Annotated in this window: 15 protein-coding genes; 6 read left to right on the plus strand and 9 right to left on the minus strand. The window is 66.0% G+C overall.

All coding sequences use genetic code 11. The annotated features are described in order from the left end of the window. Positions 1-3: 3 nt before the first annotated feature. The 4 genes from H7U20_RS29335 to H7U20_RS29350 all read right to left on the minus strand — a co-directional run bounded on the left by H7U20_RS29335 (position 4) and on the right by H7U20_RS29350 (position 5,184). Positions 4-1,047, minus strand: coding sequence for a winged helix DNA-binding domain-containing protein (locus H7U20_RS29335; protein WP_199762676.1), 1,044 nt, complete (start codon positions 1,045-1,047; stop codon positions 4-6). Positions 1,048-1,158: 111 nt separating this feature from the next. Next, the gene (locus H7U20_RS29340) at positions 1,159-1,857 is read right to left on the minus strand and encodes a glutathione binding-like protein (RefSeq protein ID WP_199762677.1); all 699 of its coding nucleotides are present in this window, start codon (positions 1,855-1,857) and stop codon (positions 1,159-1,161) included. Between the two features lie 131 nt (positions 1,858-1,988). Then, a complete protein-coding gene (locus H7U20_RS29345) occupies positions 1,989-4,148 on the minus strand; it encodes a putative bifunctional diguanylate cyclase/phosphodiesterase (RefSeq protein ID WP_199762678.1) in 2,160 nt (719 codons plus the stop codon). Beyond that, positions 4,141-5,184 (minus strand): EAL and HDOD domain-containing protein, encoded by a 1,044-nt coding sequence (locus H7U20_RS29350; protein ID WP_199762679.1) that lies wholly within the window; start codon positions 5,182-5,184, stop codon positions 4,141-4,143. The genes H7U20_RS29345 and H7U20_RS29350 overlap by 8 nt, the downstream gene beginning before the upstream one ends. On the opposite strand from H7U20_RS29350, the gene H7U20_RS29355 reads away from it, so the two are divergent. After that, complete coding sequence (locus H7U20_RS29355; protein ID WP_199762680.1) at positions 5,183-5,320, plus strand: hypothetical protein; 138 nt, start codon at positions 5,183-5,185, stop codon at positions 5,318-5,320. The genes H7U20_RS29350 and H7U20_RS29355 overlap by 2 nt on opposite strands. 105 nt (positions 5,321-5,425) lie before the next feature. Here the strand turns inward: H7U20_RS29355 and H7U20_RS29360 are convergent, their stop codons facing one another. Then, on the minus strand, positions 5,426-6,367 hold the full coding sequence (locus H7U20_RS29360; RefSeq protein WP_199762681.1) for a LysR substrate-binding domain-containing protein: 942 nt from the start codon (positions 6,365-6,367) through the stop codon (positions 5,426-5,428). A 152-nt stretch (positions 6,368-6,519) separates the two neighbouring features. Here H7U20_RS29360 and H7U20_RS29365 point away from each other — a divergent pair, with 152 nt between their 5' ends. The 4 genes from H7U20_RS29365 to H7U20_RS29380 all read left to right on the plus strand — a co-directional run bounded on the left by H7U20_RS29365 (position 6,520) and on the right by H7U20_RS29380 (position 10,501). Further along, complete coding sequence (locus tag H7U20_RS29365; RefSeq protein WP_199762682.1) at positions 6,520-7,221, plus strand: pirin family protein; 702 nt, start codon at positions 6,520-6,522, stop codon at positions 7,219-7,221. A 238-nt stretch (positions 7,222-7,459) separates the two neighbouring features. After that, a complete protein-coding gene (ribA, locus tag H7U20_RS29370; protein ID WP_199762683.1) occupies positions 7,460-8,113 on the plus strand; it encodes a GTP cyclohydrolase II in 654 nt (217 codons plus the stop codon). 37 nt (positions 8,114-8,150) lie between these two features. Then, complete coding sequence (locus H7U20_RS29375) at positions 8,151-9,521, plus strand: S1 family peptidase (protein WP_199762684.1); 1,371 nt, start codon at positions 8,151-8,153, stop codon at positions 9,519-9,521. After that, complete coding sequence (locus H7U20_RS29380) at positions 9,518-10,501, plus strand: FHA domain-containing protein (RefSeq protein WP_199762685.1); 984 nt, start codon at positions 9,518-9,520, stop codon at positions 10,499-10,501. The genes H7U20_RS29375 and H7U20_RS29380 overlap by 4 nt, the downstream gene beginning before the upstream one ends. A 57-nt stretch (positions 10,502-10,558) precedes the next feature. Here the strand turns inward: H7U20_RS29380 and H7U20_RS29385 are convergent, their stop codons facing one another. Then, on the minus strand, positions 10,559-11,173 hold the full coding sequence (locus tag H7U20_RS29385) for a TetR/AcrR family transcriptional regulator (RefSeq protein ID WP_199762686.1): 615 nt from the start codon (positions 11,171-11,173) through the stop codon (positions 10,559-10,561). 120 nt (positions 11,174-11,293) lie between these two features. On the opposite strand from H7U20_RS29385, the gene H7U20_RS29390 reads away from it, so the two are divergent. After that, complete coding sequence (locus H7U20_RS29390) at positions 11,294-12,538, plus strand: MFS transporter (RefSeq protein ID WP_199762687.1); 1,245 nt, start codon at positions 11,294-11,296, stop codon at positions 12,536-12,538. Between the two features lie 81 nt (positions 12,539-12,619). Here H7U20_RS29390 and H7U20_RS29395 read toward each other — a convergent pair whose 3' ends face one another. The 3 genes from H7U20_RS29395 to H7U20_RS29405 form a co-directional block, all read right to left on the minus strand. Continuing rightward, positions 12,620-15,730, minus strand: a complete 3,111-nt coding sequence (locus tag H7U20_RS29395; protein WP_199762688.1) for a heparinase II/III domain-containing protein — start codon at positions 15,728-15,730, stop codon at positions 12,620-12,622. Positions 15,731-15,873: 143 nt separating this feature from the next. Beyond that, a complete protein-coding gene (locus H7U20_RS29400) occupies positions 15,874-16,140 on the minus strand; it encodes a PAAR domain-containing protein (RefSeq protein WP_199762689.1) in 267 nt (88 codons plus the stop codon). A 159-nt stretch (positions 16,141-16,299) separates the two neighbouring features. Beyond that, positions 16,300-17,385: a DUF2875 family protein gene (locus H7U20_RS29405; protein WP_199762690.1), complete on the minus strand. Its 1,086-nt coding sequence runs from the start codon at positions 17,383-17,385 to the stop codon at positions 16,300-16,302. Positions 17,386-17,512: the final 127 nt, after the last annotated feature.

The following is a 17,512-nucleotide window of genomic DNA, read 5'->3' on the forward strand; positions in this document are numbered from 1 at the left end:
CTCTCACTTGACGGCGATCTTCTTGCCGTGAAACTTGCTGAACTCCTCCAGCCCCAGCGCGAACAGTCGGATCTCCTTCGGGTTGAGCGCCACGAAGGGCTCGGTCTTGATGGTGATGATGTCCTTGCCGGAGTCGCGCTTCCAGGTGCCGACCACCTTGCCCTGGATGAGCATCAGCGGCTGGAACAGGCCGGTCGCGGGCGGGCAGACGCGGTTGTTGTAGAGCGGATCGAGCACCATGCCGCGCTCCTTGTAGCCGAGCAGATACTCGTCGAAGCCGGGCAGCGCCGCGCCGTGGTACTGGAAGGCCGGCGGCTCGCCCGGCATGGCCCACAGCTCCTGGCCCTCGAAGGCGTGCATCTCCAGCTCGGCCTTGATGACGTCGAGGCCGCGCTCGGCGTCGCTGGCGGTCATGCCGGACCACCACTGGAAGTCCTCCAACGTGGCCGGGCCACGGCTTTGGAAGTAGCGTTTGGCCAGCTCGCCGAGCGCCTGGTCGCGCGCCATCGGCGCCTGCGCCGGCACCCAGTCGTCCAGCGCGACGAAGCGCTGGCCGGCGAAGCACAGCACGCCGTCCTGGGCGGCGCGCCACAACAGGTGGTAGCCGCGCTGGTCGGTGGTGGAGATGCCCTTGTCTTCCAGCAGGGTGTACAGCTCGTCGCGGGTGCGCTGTTTGCCGCCCTTCAAGGCGACCGACAGGATGGCGTGGCTGCGCAGGATGGTGCGCTCGTCGAAGCCGAGCTGCTGGCGCCGCTGCATGCTGGCCACCACGTTGCCCGGCGCCGTCAGCGTGTTCATCCAGCGCACGTCCTCGACGGCGACCATGTGGATGGTGCCGCGCATCAGCCAGGTGCGCACGATCTTGCCGTCGTTGATGGCCTGGGTGACGCTGGCGTCGGTCTCGTTCGGCATGCGCGCGCCGATCGCCCACTTGGCGCTGGCGTAGTCCTGGGCCTGGATCGAGCCCATCCAGGAAAGCAACTGCTGCGCCGATGTGAAGGTGTTGCCCAGCAGCCCCTGGTTATGCAATCTCGCCGAAATAGTCATGTGTCTCTGTGTGAATTCTGTAGGTGATCAAGTTGCCAGGAGGGGATTTTAACAATTCCTGGGTGCAATGCGGAACCATACATGATCTCACCACAGACGGGCGGCTTTTGCCTAGCTATTTCTACCGCCGAACAACACCGCCCGGGCCTGCTCGCTCAGCGCCCGCTCGCTGCGGGCGTAGACGTCGGCCACGCCGGTGTAGGCGCGCACGGTGGCCGGCCGCGCCCGCATGGCGGCAAACCAGCGCCGCACGTTGGGGAAGGCGGCCAGCGCCTGGCCGTGCGCCTGGTGCGGCACGATCCACGGGTAGCAGGCGATATCGGCGATGGAGAAGGCGCCGGCGATGAAGTCGCGGCCCGCCAATTGCCGGTCGAGCACGCCGTACAGCCGGGCCGTCTCGCGGGTGTAGCGTTCGATGGCGTAGGGCACGGTCTCCGGCGCGTAGACGTTGAAGTGGCCGATCTGGCCGGCCATCGGCCCCAGCCCGGCGACCTGCCAGACCAGCCATTGCAGCACCTCGGCGCGCTCGCGCAGCCGCTCGGCCGGCGGCAGGCCGAAGCCGCTCTTGTCGGCCAGATAGAGCAGCATGGCGCCGGACTCGAACAGGCTGAGCGGCGCGCCGCCGTCGGCCGGGGCGTGGTCGACCAGGGCCGGAATCTTGTTGTTGGGCGAGATGCGCAGGAAGTCGGCGGCGTACTGCTCGCCGGCGCCGATGTCGACAGCGATGCGACGATAGGCCAGGCCGGCCTCTTCGAGGAACATGGTCAGCTTCAGGCCGTTCGGCGTGGCGGCGTAGTACAGATCGATCATGGCGCGCTCCCTGGTGGTGGTGGAGTGGCCATTGTCACCGCGCCGGCATGGCGGCGGCGTGACCAACTACGGCGAAATGCAGGAGGCCAATTGAGTAGGACAATCGCCGCACCGTCCAGCGGCCCAACGGCTCAGCGGCTATTGAAGGCCAGCCGCTTGCCCTCGCGCAGCATGCGCTCGAAGTCGGCCGCCGGCACCGGCTGGCTGAACAGATAACCCTGCAACTGGTCGCAGCCGAGCTCGCGCAGGAAGCTCATCTGCTCGGCCGTCTCGACGCCCTCGGCGACGATCTCCTGGCGCAACTGCTGCGCCATGGTCACGATGGCGCGGGCGATGGCGCAGTCGTTCTCCTCGTAAGGCAGGCCGGTGACGAAGGCGCGGTCGATCTTCAGCGTGCTGATCGGGAACTTCTTCAGGTAGGCCAGGCTGGAATAGCCGGTGCCGAAGTCGTCCAGCGCCAGCGCCATGCCCATCGCCACCAGCTCGTTCATGATGGCGATGACGTTGTCGGCGCCGCGCACCAGCAGGCTCTCGGTGATCTCCAGCATGATCTGCTCGGGCTGCACGCCGTGCCGCTCCAGCACCGCCGCCACCCGCCCCGGCAGGTGCTGGTCGAACTGGCGCGCCGACAGGTTGACGGCGATGGTCGGCATGATCAGGTTGGCGTCCTTCCACTCGCGCACCTGGCGGCAGGCCTCGTCGAGCACCCAGCTGCCCAGTTCGAGGATCAGGCCGGTCTCCTCGGCCACCGGGATGAACACGCCGGGCGAGACCAGGCCGCGCACCGGATGGCGCCAGCGCAGCAGCGCCTCGGCGCCGACGATGCGGCCGCTGCGCAGGCTGACCTTGGGCTGGTAGTACAGCAGCAGCTCCTGGTTGACCAGCGCCAGCCGCAGCTCGGTCTCCAGCCGCAGATGCTCCTTGGCGCGCTGGTTCATCTCCTCGCTGTAGAACAGGAAGGCCGACTCGATGTTCTGCGCGGCGCGGCTGGTGGCCACCTCGGCGTAGCGGATCAAGGTGCTGGTCTCGCGGCCGTCCTCCGGGTAGATGGTGATGCCGATGCTGGCGCCCACCTGCAGGCTGTGGCCGCCGATCTGGATCGGCGCGGCCAGCGCCGTCAACAGCTTGCTGGCGACGATGGCGGCGTGCTCGCGCTTTTCGATGTGCAGCAGGGCGATGGCGAACTTGCTGCCGTCGAGCCGCGCCAGCACGTCGGCGTCGCGCAGCACCTGGCGGAACAGGCGGCCGATCTCGCACAACAGCTCGTTGCCGATCTCGTGGCCCAGCGTGTCGCTGATGGCGCCGATGCGGCTGATCTCGACCACCATCAGGGCGCCGTGCTGCAGGCTGCGGCGCGCCTCCATCAAGGCCTGGTCGACCAGCTGGCTCAACAGGCACAGATTGGGCAGGCCGGTCAGGCTGTCGTAGTTGGCCATGCGCTGCATGCGCGCCTCGGCGTCCTTGTGCACGCTGATGTCGGAGAACAGCGAGAAGGTGTGGGTGATGTGGCCGGCGCGGTCGCGCACCACGCTGATGGTGACCGACTGCGGGAACAGCTCGCCGTTCTTGCGCTTGCCGACGATCTCGCCGCGCCACGGGCCGTGGCCCTTCATCGCCGCGCGCACCTGGGCGCGGAAGTCGGCGTCGTGCACGCCCGAGCGCAGCAGGTCCGGCGTCTGGCCGATGGTCTCGGCCGGCGAGTAACCGGTGATGCGGCTGAAGGCGCCGTTGATCGAGACGATGCGCTCGTTGGCGTCGGTGATGAGGACGCCCTGGTCGCTGTCCTCGATGATGCGGGCGTGCAGGCGCAGCTTGTCCTGCTCGGTCAGCGCCTCGCTGGGCGGCTGCAGGCGCACCAACATGCCGTCCGGGTCGCCGCCGCCGTCGCGCCGCAGCGACAAGGTCAGCTGAACCCAGAACACCTCGCCCGACTTGCGCCGCCGGCGCACCTCGGTGACGGCCTGCTCGTGCTCGAAGAACAGCTCGGCGATGTTGCCGTCGTCGTCGTCCTCGGCGTACAGGAACAAGACGTGCTGGCCCAGCGCCTCCGGCTCGCTGTAGCCGAACATCTGCTCGGCGCCGGCGCTCCAGCCGAGGATGTAGCCGGCCAGGTCGAGTTCGAGCAGCGCCTCGGCGGCGGCGCTGTGCGCCGAGACGGCCTCGGCGCGGATTGCCGCCAGTTCGACCACCGCCTCGCGCAGGCCGGCCAAGGTCTGTTCCAGCGCCTCGCCGCGCTCCTGCTGGGCGCGCTGACTCAGCGCCAGGCAGCGCGCGATGGCGGCGTCAAGCATGGTGGCGGGCCGCGCCGTCGACGGTCACGTCGAGCATCCACAGATTGGCGTCGGCGACGATGCGGTTGAAGTCGGCGGCCTCGATCTGCAGCACGGCCAGGCCGGCGGCCAGGCCGGCGAAGTCGCCCGCCTCGGCCCGTTCCAGCAGCGCCAGCAAGGTGCCCAGCTCGCCCTCGTGCGCCAGCAAGGCTTGCTGCACGGTGTCGCCGATCGGCAGCGGCCGCAACACCTCGGCCAGCGGCAGGCCGAACAAGGTGCCCAACAGGGAGAACATGCCAACCATGAAGCCCTGCTCCTGGCAGTGCTTGTCCATGCCGGCGGCGCGCGCCAGCAGTTCGAGCGCGCGCGCCCGCACCGCCACCTGGGCCAGCAACATGGCCGAGCGCATGTCGCCGGGACGCGAGGAGAACAGCATCAGGTTGAGCCAGCGCCGCAGTTGTTGGCGGCCAAGGATCAGGATCGCCTGCGAAAAGCTGGTGACGCGCCGGCCGGTGCCCATGCCGAGCGAGTTGACCAGCTTGAGCAGGTGGTAGGACAAGGTCGGATCGTGCCGCAGCAGGGCCTCGATCTCGTGGGTGTCGGCCTCGGCGGCGACCTTCTGCACCAATTGCAGGGCCAGCGCGCGCGAGGCGGCCTGGTTGCCGACCGGCTTGGGCGGCGGCGCCAGGTGCCAGTCGCCCGTCACCCAGCGCACCGCCGGCGGCAAGTGCTTGTCGAAGACGCCGTCGACGCGCTGCAAGATGGCCTCGTCCAGCGGCTTCCAGCCGGCCTGGGCCAGCGCATCGAGCAAGGGCGCGGCCGGCTTGGCGCGGTAGAAACACGGCCAGCGCGCCGCCAAGGCGCGCAATTGCGCCTCCGGCAGCGACAGCATGGCGGCGGCAGCGGTATCGATGCCGGCAACGGTATCGATGCCGGCAACGGCAGCGGCGTCGGACCGGGCCGGCGTATCGCTGTCGAACAGCAGCGCGCCCGGAGCGCCGTCGCGGTCGGCCAATAGCTGCAGGAACAGGGGCGGCACTACGGTTGAAGCTGTCATGGAACTTTCCAGCGAAGAACGATGGGGGAAGAAAGGTGAAGCCGGCCAGATTCTGGCTGGCAATCTGCCGGCATCCTGTCTGGATTTTGCCCGAAACTGGCGCGATCCGACAGGAATGCTGCATATGGTACTCTGAAATTATTGGCGTGGGTCAACACCCGCTCAATATCCGACGCACCATTTTGTCACTTAAGCCACAAATTATCGACAATCGTCGCCATTCACCGCCAAGCGCCGCCGGTCATTCCCCGCCGGCCCGGCCGGCGCCGCCCGGCAGGTGGCGCAGCAGCTGCGCGAACAGGGCCGGATCGCGCATCCGCTCGGTCCACCAGCGCAGCGCGGCGCCGCCCTCGCCCGCCCGCCAAGCCAGATAGAAGGTCTCGGCCGGTTTCGGCTCCTCCACCTGTTTCTCCACCAGCAGGCCGGCGGCGATCGCGGCGCGGGCGCAGGGTTCGGGCAGGAAGCCGAAGCCCAGGCCGGCCACCTGATAGTCGAACTTGGCCTGCATGCTGGGCAGGGTCAGCGTGTCTTGCCCCAGCAACAGGCCGACCGTGCGCGGCGCCAGCTGGCGCGCCGAATCGGCCACGCTGATGGCGCGGTGGAGTTGCAGCTCGGCCCGTCCCAGCGGCCCGGCCACGCCCGCCAGCGGATGCTTGGGCGCCACGGCGAAGACAAAATTCATCGTGCCGAGCGCCTGCGAGACGTAGCCGCCGCCGGCCGGGCCGTCGCCCGGCGCGCCCACCAGCAGGTCGACGCGGCGCTCCAGCAAGGCCTCCCAGGTGCCCGACAGCGCCTCCTGCAAGACCCGCAGCCGGGTCTGCTGCGCCACGGCGTAGAAGGCCATCACGTCGTCCTGCAAGGCGAGGCTGGAAAACATCGAGTCCATGCCGATGGTCAACTCGGTCTCCCAACCGGAGGCCACCCGGCGCACGCGGTTTTCCAGATCCTGCGCCGCCTTCAGCAGGTAGCGCCCCTCCTTGAGCAGCTCGTGGCCGGCCGGCGTCAGCATCACGCGCGGGCCGTTGCGCTCGAACACCTGCACGCCCAGCTCGTCCTCCAGCTTGGCCACGGTGTAGGAGATGGTCGAGGGCACGCGGTGCAATTCCTTGCCGGCGGCGGAGAAGGAACCGCGCCGCTCGATGGCGTCGACGATTTGCAGGGCTTCCAGGCTGAGTCTGAGCATTCGAAATTTTCGATAATGAAACGGTAAATTATTCGTTTTTTTAAACGATCGGGGAGGAATATACTTCTCTTCATCGATGCGACGGACAGAACATCGCCAGCAAACGATGTTCGAAATTATCGCATATCAACCTGAAAAGAATGGAGTTCACCATGTTGCAAATTCGTAAAAGTGAAGCGCGCGGCCTGGCCAACCATGGCTGGCTCAATTCCCACCACAGCTTCTCCTTCGGCCACTACCAGGACCCCGAGCACGTCGGCTTCGGCCCGCTGGTGGTGATCAACGAGGACCGCGTCACGCCGGCCCAGGGCTTCGGCACCCACGGCCACCGCGACATGGAGATCATCTCCTACGTGCTGGACGGCGCGCTGGCCCACAAGGACAGCATGGGCACCGGCTCGGTCTTGCACTACGGCGATGTGCAGCGGATGAGCGCCGGCAGCGGCGTGCGCCACAGCGAGTTCAACCACTCGCCCAGCGAAGGCGTGCACTTCCTGCAGATCTGGATCCAGCCGAACGTCACCGACATCGCGCCCAGCTACGAGGAAAAACACTTCGCGCCGGACAGCAAACGCGGCCAGCTGCGCCTGATCGCCTCCGGCGACGGCCGCGACGGCTCGGTGCTGATCCACCAGGACGCCGCCCTGTACGCCAGCATCCTCGGCGCCGGCGAACGGCTGCAACATGCGCTGGCCGCCGGCCGCCTCGGCTATGTCCATGTGATCCGTGGCGAGCTGGTGGTCAACGGCAGCGCGCTCAAAGGCGGCGACGCGCTCAAACTGAGCGACGAGGCGAGCGTCAGCGTGGAAGCCGGTGGCGAGGTCGAGTTCCTGCTGTTCGACCTGCCGCGCTAAGCCATAAAACCCAGCGGCGGAATCTAGGGTCGGACCCCGAGGGGTCCGACCCTGGCTCTCCGCCCTTGGGTGGTTTCAGCGTCGCCGGCGCCTTACCCGCGCGGCAACAGCCCCGGCAAAACTATCCGCCAATTAACATCCGTCCGAGTTTTGGTATGATGACAGGGCGCGCCGGGTCTGATCGATCAGTCCGGCGCGCCTTTTTTACCCTTTACCGTACATTTTTGAAGAGCAGACCATGCCGCACAGCGCAGACACAGCAGCAAAAGAAGAATTGGACTACACCACCTCTTGCGCCCTGCCGACGCCATGGGCGCAGTTCACCCTGCACGCTTTTGTCGAGCACGCCACCGGCAAGGAACACCTGGCCATGGTGCTGGGCGACATCGGCGACGGCGCGCCCGTGCTGGCCCGCGTCCACTCCGAATGCCTGACCGGCGACGTGCTGTTCTCCCAGCGCTGCGACTGCGGCGCCCAGCTCGAAGGCGCGCTCAAGCGCATCGCCGCCGAGGGCCGCGGCATCCTGCTGTACCTGCGCCAGGAGGGCCGCGGCATCGGCCTGATCAACAAGATCCGCGCCTACCGCCTGCAAGAGGGCGGCGCCGACACGGTGCAGGCCAACGAGCAACTGGGCTTCAAGGCCGACGCCCGCAACTACGCGCTGGTGCAACCGATGTTCGCCAAGTTCGGCGTCACCAGCCTGCGCCTGATGACCAACAACCCGCGCAAGATCGACGCCATGGCCAAGCTCGGCATCACGGTGGCCGAACGGGTGCCGCTGCTGGTCAACCGCAACGCCTTCAACCAGCACTACCTGAACACCAAGGCCGCCAAGCTGGGCCACATGATGACCCCGCTGACGCCCGCCCCCGCCGAGGACGGCGAACTGTAATACCATATGCAATCGCCTCACCAAGTCAAAGGAATGCATGAAATTTATTAATTCAGCAGCCGTACTCGCCTTGACTTGGGCCTGCGCCGCCTTGGCGCCGGCCGCCGCCGGGCCGCTCCAGGCCAGCACCATGCCGTCCGCCCCGCCGGCCAAGGCCACGGCGGCGGCGGCCGAACCGAAGGCGCTGCCGCCGCCGTCCAGCGCGGCGCAACAACTGTATGCCTCGGCCAAGGGCGACATCCTGCAGGTGCGCTCGCTGCTCAAGGGCGGCCGCACCCAGTCCTCGGTCGGCTCCGGCTTCCTGATCGGCACCAGCAACCTGGTGGTGACCAACTACCACGTGGTCTCCCAGTTCGCCCTCGATCCCGACACCTACGTCGGCGAATGGGTCGACACCGCCGGCAAGCGCGGCAACGTCGAGCTGCTCGCCGTCGACGTGCTGCACGACCTGGCCGTGCTGCGCGTCAGCCGCAACGGCACCGGCTTCTTCCGCCTGCCCGAGCCGCTCGCCCCGCTCACCCAGGGCCAATACCTGTACTCGATGGGCAACCCGCTCGACCTCGGCTTCGCCATCTCGGAAGGCGCCTACAACGGCGTCATCGCGCGCAGCTTCTACGACCAACTGATGTTCACCGGCCCGATCAACTCCGGCATGAGCGGCGGCCCCAGCGTGACGGTGGACGGCGCCGTGGCCGGCGTCAACGTGTCGAAACGGCTGGACGGCGAGCTGGTCAGCTTCCTGGTGCCGGCCCGCTACGCCCAGCAACTGTTGCAGCGCGTCGCCCATCAGACCAAGCCGCCGCGGGACTTCACCGGCCTCGTCGCCGAGCAACTGCTCAACCACCAGCGCGCCCTGGTCGACCAGTTGCTGGCCAGCCCGCTGACCTTGAAACCGATGGGACCGTACCAGGTGCCGGTGCGCGAGTCCGAGCAGATGCGCTGCTGGGGCCGCACCGTCAACAAGACCGAGCAGTCCTTCAGCGTCGACGACACCAGTTGCGCGATGGAGTCGGCGATCTTCGTCAACAGCGCGCTGCAAACCGGCCAGATCGGCATCCGCCACCAGTTCCTGCGCAGCACCGGCCTGGACACGCTGCGCTTCGCCCAGCTGGCCGGCAGCTCCTTCAAGAACGAGCATTTCGGCAGCGGCAAAAGCGCCAGCATGACCGGTCCCAAATGCACCGAACAATTCGTCAAGAACCGCAGCCTGCCGCTGCGCGCCGTGCTGTGCGTGCGCGCCTACCGCAAGTTCGACGGCCTGTACGACTTCGCCCTGCTCACCGCCAGCACCGACAGCGGCCAGATGAGCCTGCAAAGCCGCTTCGACGCGCACGGCGTCTCCTACCCCAACGGCCTGCGCCTGAGCCGCGTCTTCCTCGACTCGCTGGCACGCGGAGCCAAGCCATGAAGCCGCCCTACTTCATCGAGCTGCTGTCGCGCAACGGCGAGGTGCTGCAACGCCAGGCCGTCGCCGCCCTGCCGATCCGCCTCGGCCGTGGCTACGACAACGACTTCATCCTCGACGACGCCCACACCGCCGCCCACCACGCCGTCATCGACGGCGACGACGAGGGCCGCCTGTTGCTGCGCGACCTGGGCGGCAAGAACGGCAGCGTGGTGCAGGGCAAACGCCAGGACAGCATCGTGCTCGGCGGCGACACCGTGGTGCGCCTGGGCCACAGCCGCCTGCGCGTGCGGCCGGCCGACTTCCCCGTCGCGGCCGAGCTGGCCGACACCACCATGCACGGCTGGGAAGGCGCCACGCCGGCGCTGACCGGGCTGGCCATGATGGCCCTGTTCACCCTGCTGGAATACTGGTTGTCCGACGTCGAGGCCTTCCAGCCGATCCGCTACCTGCTGGTGCTGGCCTCCGGGCTGGGACTGGGGCTGGTGTGGAGCGCCGCCTGGGCGCTGGCCAACCGCCTGTTCGGCAACCAGGCGCGGCTGGGCCGCCACCTGTTCATCCTCGGCGGCGGCCTGCTCGCGCTGGGCGCCTGGCGCTCGCTGAGCAGCGTGCTGGCCTACGCCTGGTCGGCCGAGCTGCTGACCCGCTACGGCAACCTGGTGTCGATCGCGCTGGCCTGCGGCATGGTGTTCTTCCACCTGTGGACCATCAAGCCCCACCATCCACGGCGGATGGCCTCGACCAGCCTGGTGCTGATGCTGGCCGGCACCACGCTGGTGTTGATGAGCAATCTGCAGACCACCGCGCGCGCCGCCGACGAGCTGTACATGAGCGTGCTGCTGCCGCCGGCCGTGCGGCAAAGCGCCGACCACAGCGTCGACGACTTCATGGCCGCCGCCGGCAAGCTGAAACCGGCCGCCGACGCCGCCCGCAGCAAAACCGTCAAGGACGACGGCGCGGACGACGGCGACGACGACGAGTAGGCCCGGCGGCCGTGCCGGGCGCCATGGTCGTGGCCGCCACCCCGAGCGCGCAGCCGCTCAGGGCGACGGCCAGCCGCGCAGCACCAGCGCCACCACCTCGTGCAACTGGGCGCGGGTGGCGCCGGCCACGGCCTGCACCGCCATGCCGTTCGACACCGTCATCACATAGCGCGCCAACTGTCCGGCGCAACAATCCTCCGGCAAATCGCCCTCCTCGCGCGCCCGCATGAAGCGCTCGCGCAGCTTGGCCTCGTGGCAGGCGCGGCGGGCGATCAGCTCCTGGCGGATCGGCAGGGCGTCGTCGCTGCAGGCCAGCGCGCCGTTGATCACCAGGCAACCGTGCGGATGGTCCGGCTCGGTCTGGCTGTCGGCATTGCGATACAGGAAATTTTCCACCACCTTGCGCGCCGTCGGCTCGCGCAGCGCCGACTGGAACACCTCGCCCCGGGTCGCCGTATAGCGCGCCAAGGCCTTGTGGAACAAGGTTTCCTTGTTGCCGAACACGGCGTACAGGCTGGGCCGGTTCATGCCCATCGCCTCGGTCAATTCGGGCAGGGAACTGCCCTCGTAGCCTTTTTCCCAGAATAAATCCATGGCCTTGTCCAGCGCGTGGTCCTCGTCGAAGGTGCGCGGCCGGCCGGTTTTTTTGCTGGTGTTAGATGAATCTTTCATACCGATCGGTAAAAAAATTAGTTGACAGGAGTTGCGCTTTGCGAGGATTATGAACCGATCAGTAAAAAACACAAGTTTTTTTGCCGTCCAGTGTCTCTTCCACGCTCAAGGATAAACAATATGCAAGCTCCCTCCTCCGCCCGCCCGGCCGACCCGGCCGATCAAGCCGCCCCGGCCGTCGCCGGCCCGGCCGCGCCCGCCCAAGCCAACTGGCCGGCCGTGTTCTCGGTCGCCATCGGCGCCTTCGCCCTGGTCACCACCGAATTCCTGCCGGTCGGCCTGCTGCCCTCGATCGCCGCCGAACTGCGCGTGACCGAAGGCATGGCCGGCATGATGGTGACCATCCCCGGCATGATCGCCGCCCTCGCCGCGCTGCTGGTGACGGCCGGCGTCGGCAAGGCTGACCGGCGCCACGTCGTCATCGGACTGATGAGTTTGCTCGTCGCCTCCAACGTCATCGTCGCGCTGTCCGACTCGTTCGCCCTGATCCTCGCCGGCCGCGCCCTGATGGGCATCGGCGTCGGCGGCTTCTGGGCCATCGGCGGCGCCCTCGGCACCCGCCTGGTGCCGGCCGCCTCGGCGGCGCGCGCCACCTCGATCATCTTCGCCGGCATCTCGCTGGGCACCGTGGCCGGCGTGCCGGCCGGCGCCATGATCGGCGAACTGGCCGGCTGGCGCGCGGCCTTCGTCGCCGCCGGCGCGCTCGCCGTGGTGGTGGTGCTGACCCAGATGTGGCTGCTGCCAAAACTGCCGACCAGCCACGCCGTCAGCCTGCGCCAGTTGCCGCAACTGCTGCGACTGAGCAAGGTACAACTGGGTATCGCCGCCACCCTGCTGATCTTCATCGGCCAGTTCGCCGCCTACACCTACGTCACGCCCTTCCTGGTGCAGGTGTCGGCCATGTCGGCCAAGACCATCAGCGCGCTGCTGCTGGCCTACGGCGCCGCCGGCTTCATCGGCAACATCATCGGCGGCTGGGCCGTCGGCAAGAGCGTGCGCGGTTCGATGATCGGCACCGGACTGGTGCTGGGCCTGTCGACACTGGCGCTGCCCTTCTTCGGCCACAACGCCGCCGCCGTCGTCGCCCTGATCGTGGTCTGGGGCCTGGCCTTCGGCGCCATGCCGATCTCGGTGCAAAGCTGGATGTTCAGCGCCATGCCCGGCACCATGGAAGCCGGCGGCGCCCTGTTCGTCTTCACCGCGCAGGTGGCGCTGGCCTCCGGCGCGCTGGTCGGCGGCCTCTCGGTCGACCACCTGGGCGTGCCCAGCGCGATGAGCGTCGGCGGTTTGTTCGCCGTCGCCATGGCGCTGGTGATCTGGGCCTTCGGCAAGGACCGGCCGGCCCGGTTGCACGCGGTGCATTGAGGGAAGCGGCAAGCCGCCGCCATCAATGCGGCTAGCGTGATCGTCGGCGTCCAGTCCAAGCTTCGCCGCCGACGACCGTCATCAGTAGCTGAAACTGATGACACCTTGCGTCGAGCTATGCAAAGCGCCGGATCCGTCCGGCGTTTCCACCAACTGGAAGCGGTAGCCTCCGGCAACCGGCGTCCGGTTCAGCACATAAGCGCTGCTCAGTTTCAAGCCGGTGGCGATGATAGCCGGCGTCGACAGCGCGCTGGTCCAGCCCAGGCCGGCGGCGGGCGCGCTGTCGCGGTTGAGGACGGCGATGGTCTGGCCGCTCAACAACACCGCTTCGGTGTTCGCGTCGGCGCTCAGGCGCACGGCGCTGTCCAAGGCGGCGACATCGCTGCGGCCGTCGTTGTCGGCGACGCTCAAGACGTGCAGGAAGTATTGCGGCTGATTGGCGCTCGCCGTGCCTGGCGCCGACACCTCGACACGATAGGCGCCCACGTCAACCAGATTCCTTTGCTGCGTACTGATTTGCGCCGTGTAGTTACGCCACAGGTAAGTGCCGTTGGCCTGGCGCTCGCGCACGGTGAACCTGCAGTCCGCCGGAGTGCTGCCCTCCGGCGGCGTAGCCGATCCCGATGCGGACAAATAAGCCTGCGTGCAGGTGGCGCCGACGTTTTTGCCGCCAACGATCAGCACGCCCGCGTTCAACGGCAGCAAGGTCTGCACCGTGGCCATGCCGCCGCCGTTGCGGATGGTGAGCTTGCGATAGTCGCCGTCGGAAAAACGGACCTGATACTGCCCGTCGGACAGATAGCTCAAGCCAGGAACGACTGCGGGACGATTCGCCGTGTGCAGCAGGAACGTGGCCGTCAACGCCTTCTTGGGCTGGACGCGGTCGAAAATCACCGTCACCGGTTTTTTGGTCGCGTCGTCAGGCCGTACAAACAGGACGCTGCGCACAAAACCGTTGTCCTGATCGAGCTTCTCGATACCGTAGGCCTTGCTGGCGTTGCCGACGGTATAGGTGTAGTTGGCGGCATTCTCGTAGCGGGTGATGCCGTCCAGGTAGTTGATGGCGCCCGGCGCCGTTTCCTCCGGCGTCGGGTACGGCACCGGGTTGTTGTCCGTCTGGCGGTGGAACCACTGCCCGCCGTCGTTGCTGTACTGGGTGCTGCCGATCGCGAAATTCTCGCTGCCGTCAAACACCACGACGCTGTTGTGCGCGATGGTGCGCGTGTAGTAGTCGTACCAGTGCGAGCTGCCATAGGTGTCGTACAGGCCGGAGTCCAGCAGCAGCGGCGCCTTGTAGTTGAGCGAAATGCTGTTCTGGTCCATGTGCTGGTGGTTTTGCGAGATGAAACTGCTGGACTTGAACTCCAGCAGCGTGGCGTTCGGATAGTCCCAGCTGTCGCGCATCAGCACCTGCCCCGATTGACGGAACAGTCTCGATTTCTCCAGGCTTTGCAGGTCGCCGGCTTGGCCGCTGGCCGGATACAGCAGTCTTTCGATGACGACGTCGGCGTTGTCGGCGCCCCGCTTCGCCGCGATAACCTGCTTGTAGAAGGCCAGCGCCACCATATCGTTCTTCTCGATCGCCGTGGACAGCGCCATTTCGCCGAGGAGCGGAGCGGTCACGTAGAATTCGAAGTTGTCGCCCAGCGCGGGGAAACTCTTGCCGTCATGGCGCAAGGCGTAGATGTAAGGGTAAATCAATTCGCTGGTCCAGTCGTTGCTGAACACCGGCGCGCCACGGGTGTCTTCCAGCGCTTTGCGCCACATCAGCAACCGTTCGCCGAACTGGTTGCCTGCGGCGCCGTAGGCGTAACCGGTCGGGTAGCCGCCGTCCACCGCGATGCGTCCGTGCGACGGCATGAAGCCCTTGTCGAAATGCGAGTACGCCGTCTCGATCAGCGGGAGGACTTCCGGATGTTCGCTGGCGATCGCCAGCAACCCGGTGGTCGTTTCGCTGATCGCGCTGAAATGGTGGCCACTGATGTAGTACGGGGAAATCGTTGGCTCTTTGGACGTCAGGCGGTTCCAATTCTGGTAGACCGGTTTTTTTTCACAGTCGAACGAGACGGTTCTGTCGATGATAGGCTGCAGCCCGCAGATGGAGGAACTCAGGTCCACGCTGGGTTTGTCGGAGCGCCCGGTCAGCGTCAGCTTCATGGTGTCGACGATCTTTTGCGCATAGTTGCGGCCCTGTACATCGTTCGGCACCAGGCGCTGGGTGACGTCGGCATACATCCAGTCGTAAAGGTAGCCAAGCGCGCTCATGCGTCCGCCCATGGACCATTCGGTGCCAGTGGTGACCGGCGTTACCGCGAACAGCATGTCCAGGTAGTTGAACGCCGCTTCCTTGTAGACCGGTTTGCCGGTCATCCGGTAGACCAAGGCCAGGTCCCTGGCGTTTTGATAGATGGTCCCTCGGGCGCCGTTGGCCACGTCGCATTCCGCCGGCTGGGCCGTAGGCTCGGCCGTCTGGCATGTGGACAGGACATTCGCCAGGTTGCCGGCACGCCGTGCGAACAGCACCCACGCCGAGTTGATCGCGGCGTCGCCCGGCGTTTGCTGGCTGAAAACGGTATTGTGATTCAGGTCCTGGACGACGAGGTAGCCGGGGTTTTCGTTTTCCCTTCCCACGAAAGCCGTGTTCTGATCGAGTGGCAGCCAATCGACGGGCAAGCCGTTGGCTTGCTTTTGCCAGTTCATGGCGACGCACGGCCCGCCGCCGATGCTGTAGCAAGCGGTATGGCTGGTGGCGTTCCAGCTGATGCTGACGGTCGTGGCGGCGGAGTTGATCGGCACGTTGACGGCGGCCGCCGCGATGTAGCTTGAATAGCCTTTTTTCTGCAGCCCGATCTGCAACTGCACCGTGTTCGCGGTGTCCTTATCGCCAAGGTGACGCACGAAGATGTGGTCGTCGGCCGCGCTATAGTCGCTGAAAAGCGGCGTGAGCAAGGTGGGCGAACCGGCCTGCGGCGTGAATTTAAAGCTGACGGTGCCGCCGGCATATGGAAAGTTGGCCGGCGCGATCGGCAACTGCGCCCGCAGGCGATCGAAGTCGGTCTGGTGGGCGAGAATGCGCGGGTGCGCGGCGCGCACCGCCGCCGGCAGGATTTGCGCGGCAACGGGCAAGCTGTAAATGGACGCCACGATAGCGGCACCGCTCAGCAGCAGCTGGGACGAACGGGATGGATTCAAGGGGAAGCTCCTGGCAGGAATGAGGGAGATGGCGGAAGGAATAGTATCAAATAAGCTACCTAAAAAAACATAAGTGTCAATATTTTAATTTCTCCGTACTGCCCCTGGATCTAGAGGATGCCCCTCGGGACTTTTAGGCTCGCTCAGGTGGTGCTGAAATTGTTCCGGCCCGCCATCAGCCTGGCGCCGCAACTGGTGGTATCGCCGTCGAAGGCCAACTGCTTGCCGTTGACGGTGTGGCGCTTCGATCCACTGACGATCGTGCAACTGCCGTGGCCCGGCATCGGGCAAATGCATGTGTCGCCGACACAGGCGACCGGAATGCCGTTGATCGTGAAATTCTTGAGGCTGCAGCTGATGACTTTGCCGCCATGGGAGGTGGCGTCGCCGAGACGGATAACGTTACGCATTCGGGTTCCTTGGTGGCTTGACGGTGGAGCGACAAGGCGTGCTCCATTGTTCAGACGGATTGTTTGGGGAATCGAGTCCGCATATGACGTTAAAGGCGCATCGAATAAGCTGAATTCGTCGCTCCGCATCGGCGGAACGACTGGTTTTTAGAGCTGCCCTTAACGTTTTCCGGCAACCGCCTTGCCCACGGGCGCGCTGGCAGGACTGTCGGCATGGCCGTTCGCTTGTTTGCGCTGCGCGTCCAGGATGCCCTCGACCGACGGCGCGACGTAGTTTTGCGGATCGATCATGGGTTGGACGTGGTGCTCGAACGGATCTTGCTGCGACTTGCGTTTCTCTGCCGACGGCGGGCTGATGAAGATGATGCTCGCTTCGTTCGGGTCGCGCAGATTGATGGCGGCGCTGATGCCGCCTTCGCGGTAGCTGCCCATCACGCCGAGCGCCATTTGCACGAAAAAGGTCGCCGCGCCGGTGTTGCCGAGGCGGCGGTCGGTGTTGATGAATTGCGCGGTCTTGTTGATATCGATTTCCGGTCCGCCCGCGCTCTCGTAGTGGTACAGCATGCTGGTCAACGCGACCAGTTGGTCTTGCTGATTGTCGGTCGCGGCGACGACACGGGCCGGCCCTTTGGCACGTTCGGCCTCGGGCAAGGTCTGCAAGGCTTCCTGCCAGCCCGCCGTCAGCACTTGCAGACGCTGGTCGCGGCGCTTGATCGGATGGCCCTCGGCATCGAGGAACTTGACGAAGGTCGGGCGGTGGATGAAGCCAAGCGAGGGCAAGTCATCGAACGTTGCCAGCTGTTCCCGGTTCCATGGGATCGGAAACCAGGGGGTGGGTTTCCAGGTCTTGGGTGGGGTGTTTTGGTAGGGTGTCCAGCTAACGCCGTATTTGCGGTGACCGCTGGCGTGGATTTCCGGATTTTTGGCGAAGGCGGCGGCGGCGGGCAGCCATTCTTCGACAGTGGGCTGGCGACCGAAATGCACGCCTTGGCTATCGCGTTTTTTGTCGGTTGGGACAGTCTCCATCAGCTTGTAGTACATCTGCCTGAACTCTTCCTCCACAAAATTGTTGTCTTGATCGTCCCAAACATAAGCACGCACCGGATCGACGCGCTCGCGGCGGGCAAGTACAAACGTCGCAGCGGCGTCGGGCATTTCCGGAATGTAGTAGCCATCCTTTACCAAACGTGCAGCGCCAAGAGGGAGATATCCGTCGCGCAGGCTTACGCTGTCGACAGCCGTCAATACAATATATGGAACATCCGTATGTTGGTCAAAAGTAAGCCTCCAGCCCAGCCACCTTCCGCCCGGCCTTATGCTCCGTTAGACTTTTTGAACGGCAGCAGGGAATCAATCTGGCTGTTTGGGCAGG

Origin of the sequence: Rugamonas violacea, assembly GCF_016461825.1 — a bacterium.
Lineage (GTDB): Bacteria > Pseudomonadota > Gammaproteobacteria > Burkholderiales > Burkholderiaceae_D > Rugamonas.

Excerpts from the sequence above, each read along its gene's own strand:
- H7U20_RS29345 (WP_199762678.1), bottom strand. The coding sequence starts at position 4,148 with ATGCTTGACGCCGCCATCGCGCGCTGCCTGGCGCTGAGTCAGCGCGCC.
- H7U20_RS29365 (WP_199762682.1), top strand. The coding sequence starts at position 6,520 with ATGTTGCAAATTCGTAAAAGTGAAGCGCGCGGCCTGGCCAACCATGGC.
- H7U20_RS29380 (WP_199762685.1), top strand. The coding sequence starts at position 9,518 with ATGAAGCCGCCCTACTTCATCGAGCTGCTGTCGCGCAACGGCGAGGTG.
- H7U20_RS29355 (WP_199762680.1), top strand. The coding sequence starts at position 5,183 with ATGGAACTTTCCAGCGAAGAACGATGGGGGAAGAAAGGTGAAGCCGGC.
- H7U20_RS29360 (WP_199762681.1), bottom strand. The coding sequence starts at position 6,367 with ATGCTCAGACTCAGCCTGGAAGCCCTGCAAATCGTCGACGCCATCGAG.
- H7U20_RS29385 (WP_199762686.1), bottom strand. The coding sequence starts at position 11,173 with ATGAAAGATTCATCTAACACCAGCAAAAAAACCGGCCGGCCGCGCACC.
- H7U20_RS29375 (WP_199762684.1), top strand. The coding sequence starts at position 8,151 with ATGAAATTTATTAATTCAGCAGCCGTACTCGCCTTGACTTGGGCCTGC.
- ribA (WP_199762683.1), top strand. The coding sequence starts at position 7,460 with ATGCCGCACAGCGCAGACACAGCAGCAAAAGAAGAATTGGACTACACC.
- H7U20_RS29350 (WP_199762679.1), bottom strand. The coding sequence starts at position 5,184 with ATGACAGCTTCAACCGTAGTGCCGCCCCTGTTCCTGCAGCTATTGGCC.
- H7U20_RS29340 (WP_199762677.1), bottom strand. The coding sequence starts at position 1,857 with ATGATCGATCTGTACTACGCCGCCACGCCGAACGGCCTGAAGCTGACC.
- H7U20_RS29400 (WP_199762689.1), bottom strand. The coding sequence starts at position 16,140 with ATGCGTAACGTTATCCGTCTCGGCGACGCCACCTCCCATGGCGGCAAA.
- H7U20_RS29390 (WP_199762687.1), top strand. The coding sequence starts at position 11,294 with ATGCAAGCTCCCTCCTCCGCCCGCCCGGCCGACCCGGCCGATCAAGCC.
- H7U20_RS29335 (WP_199762676.1), bottom strand. The coding sequence starts at position 1,047 with ATGACTATTTCGGCGAGATTGCATAACCAGGGGCTGCTGGGCAACACC.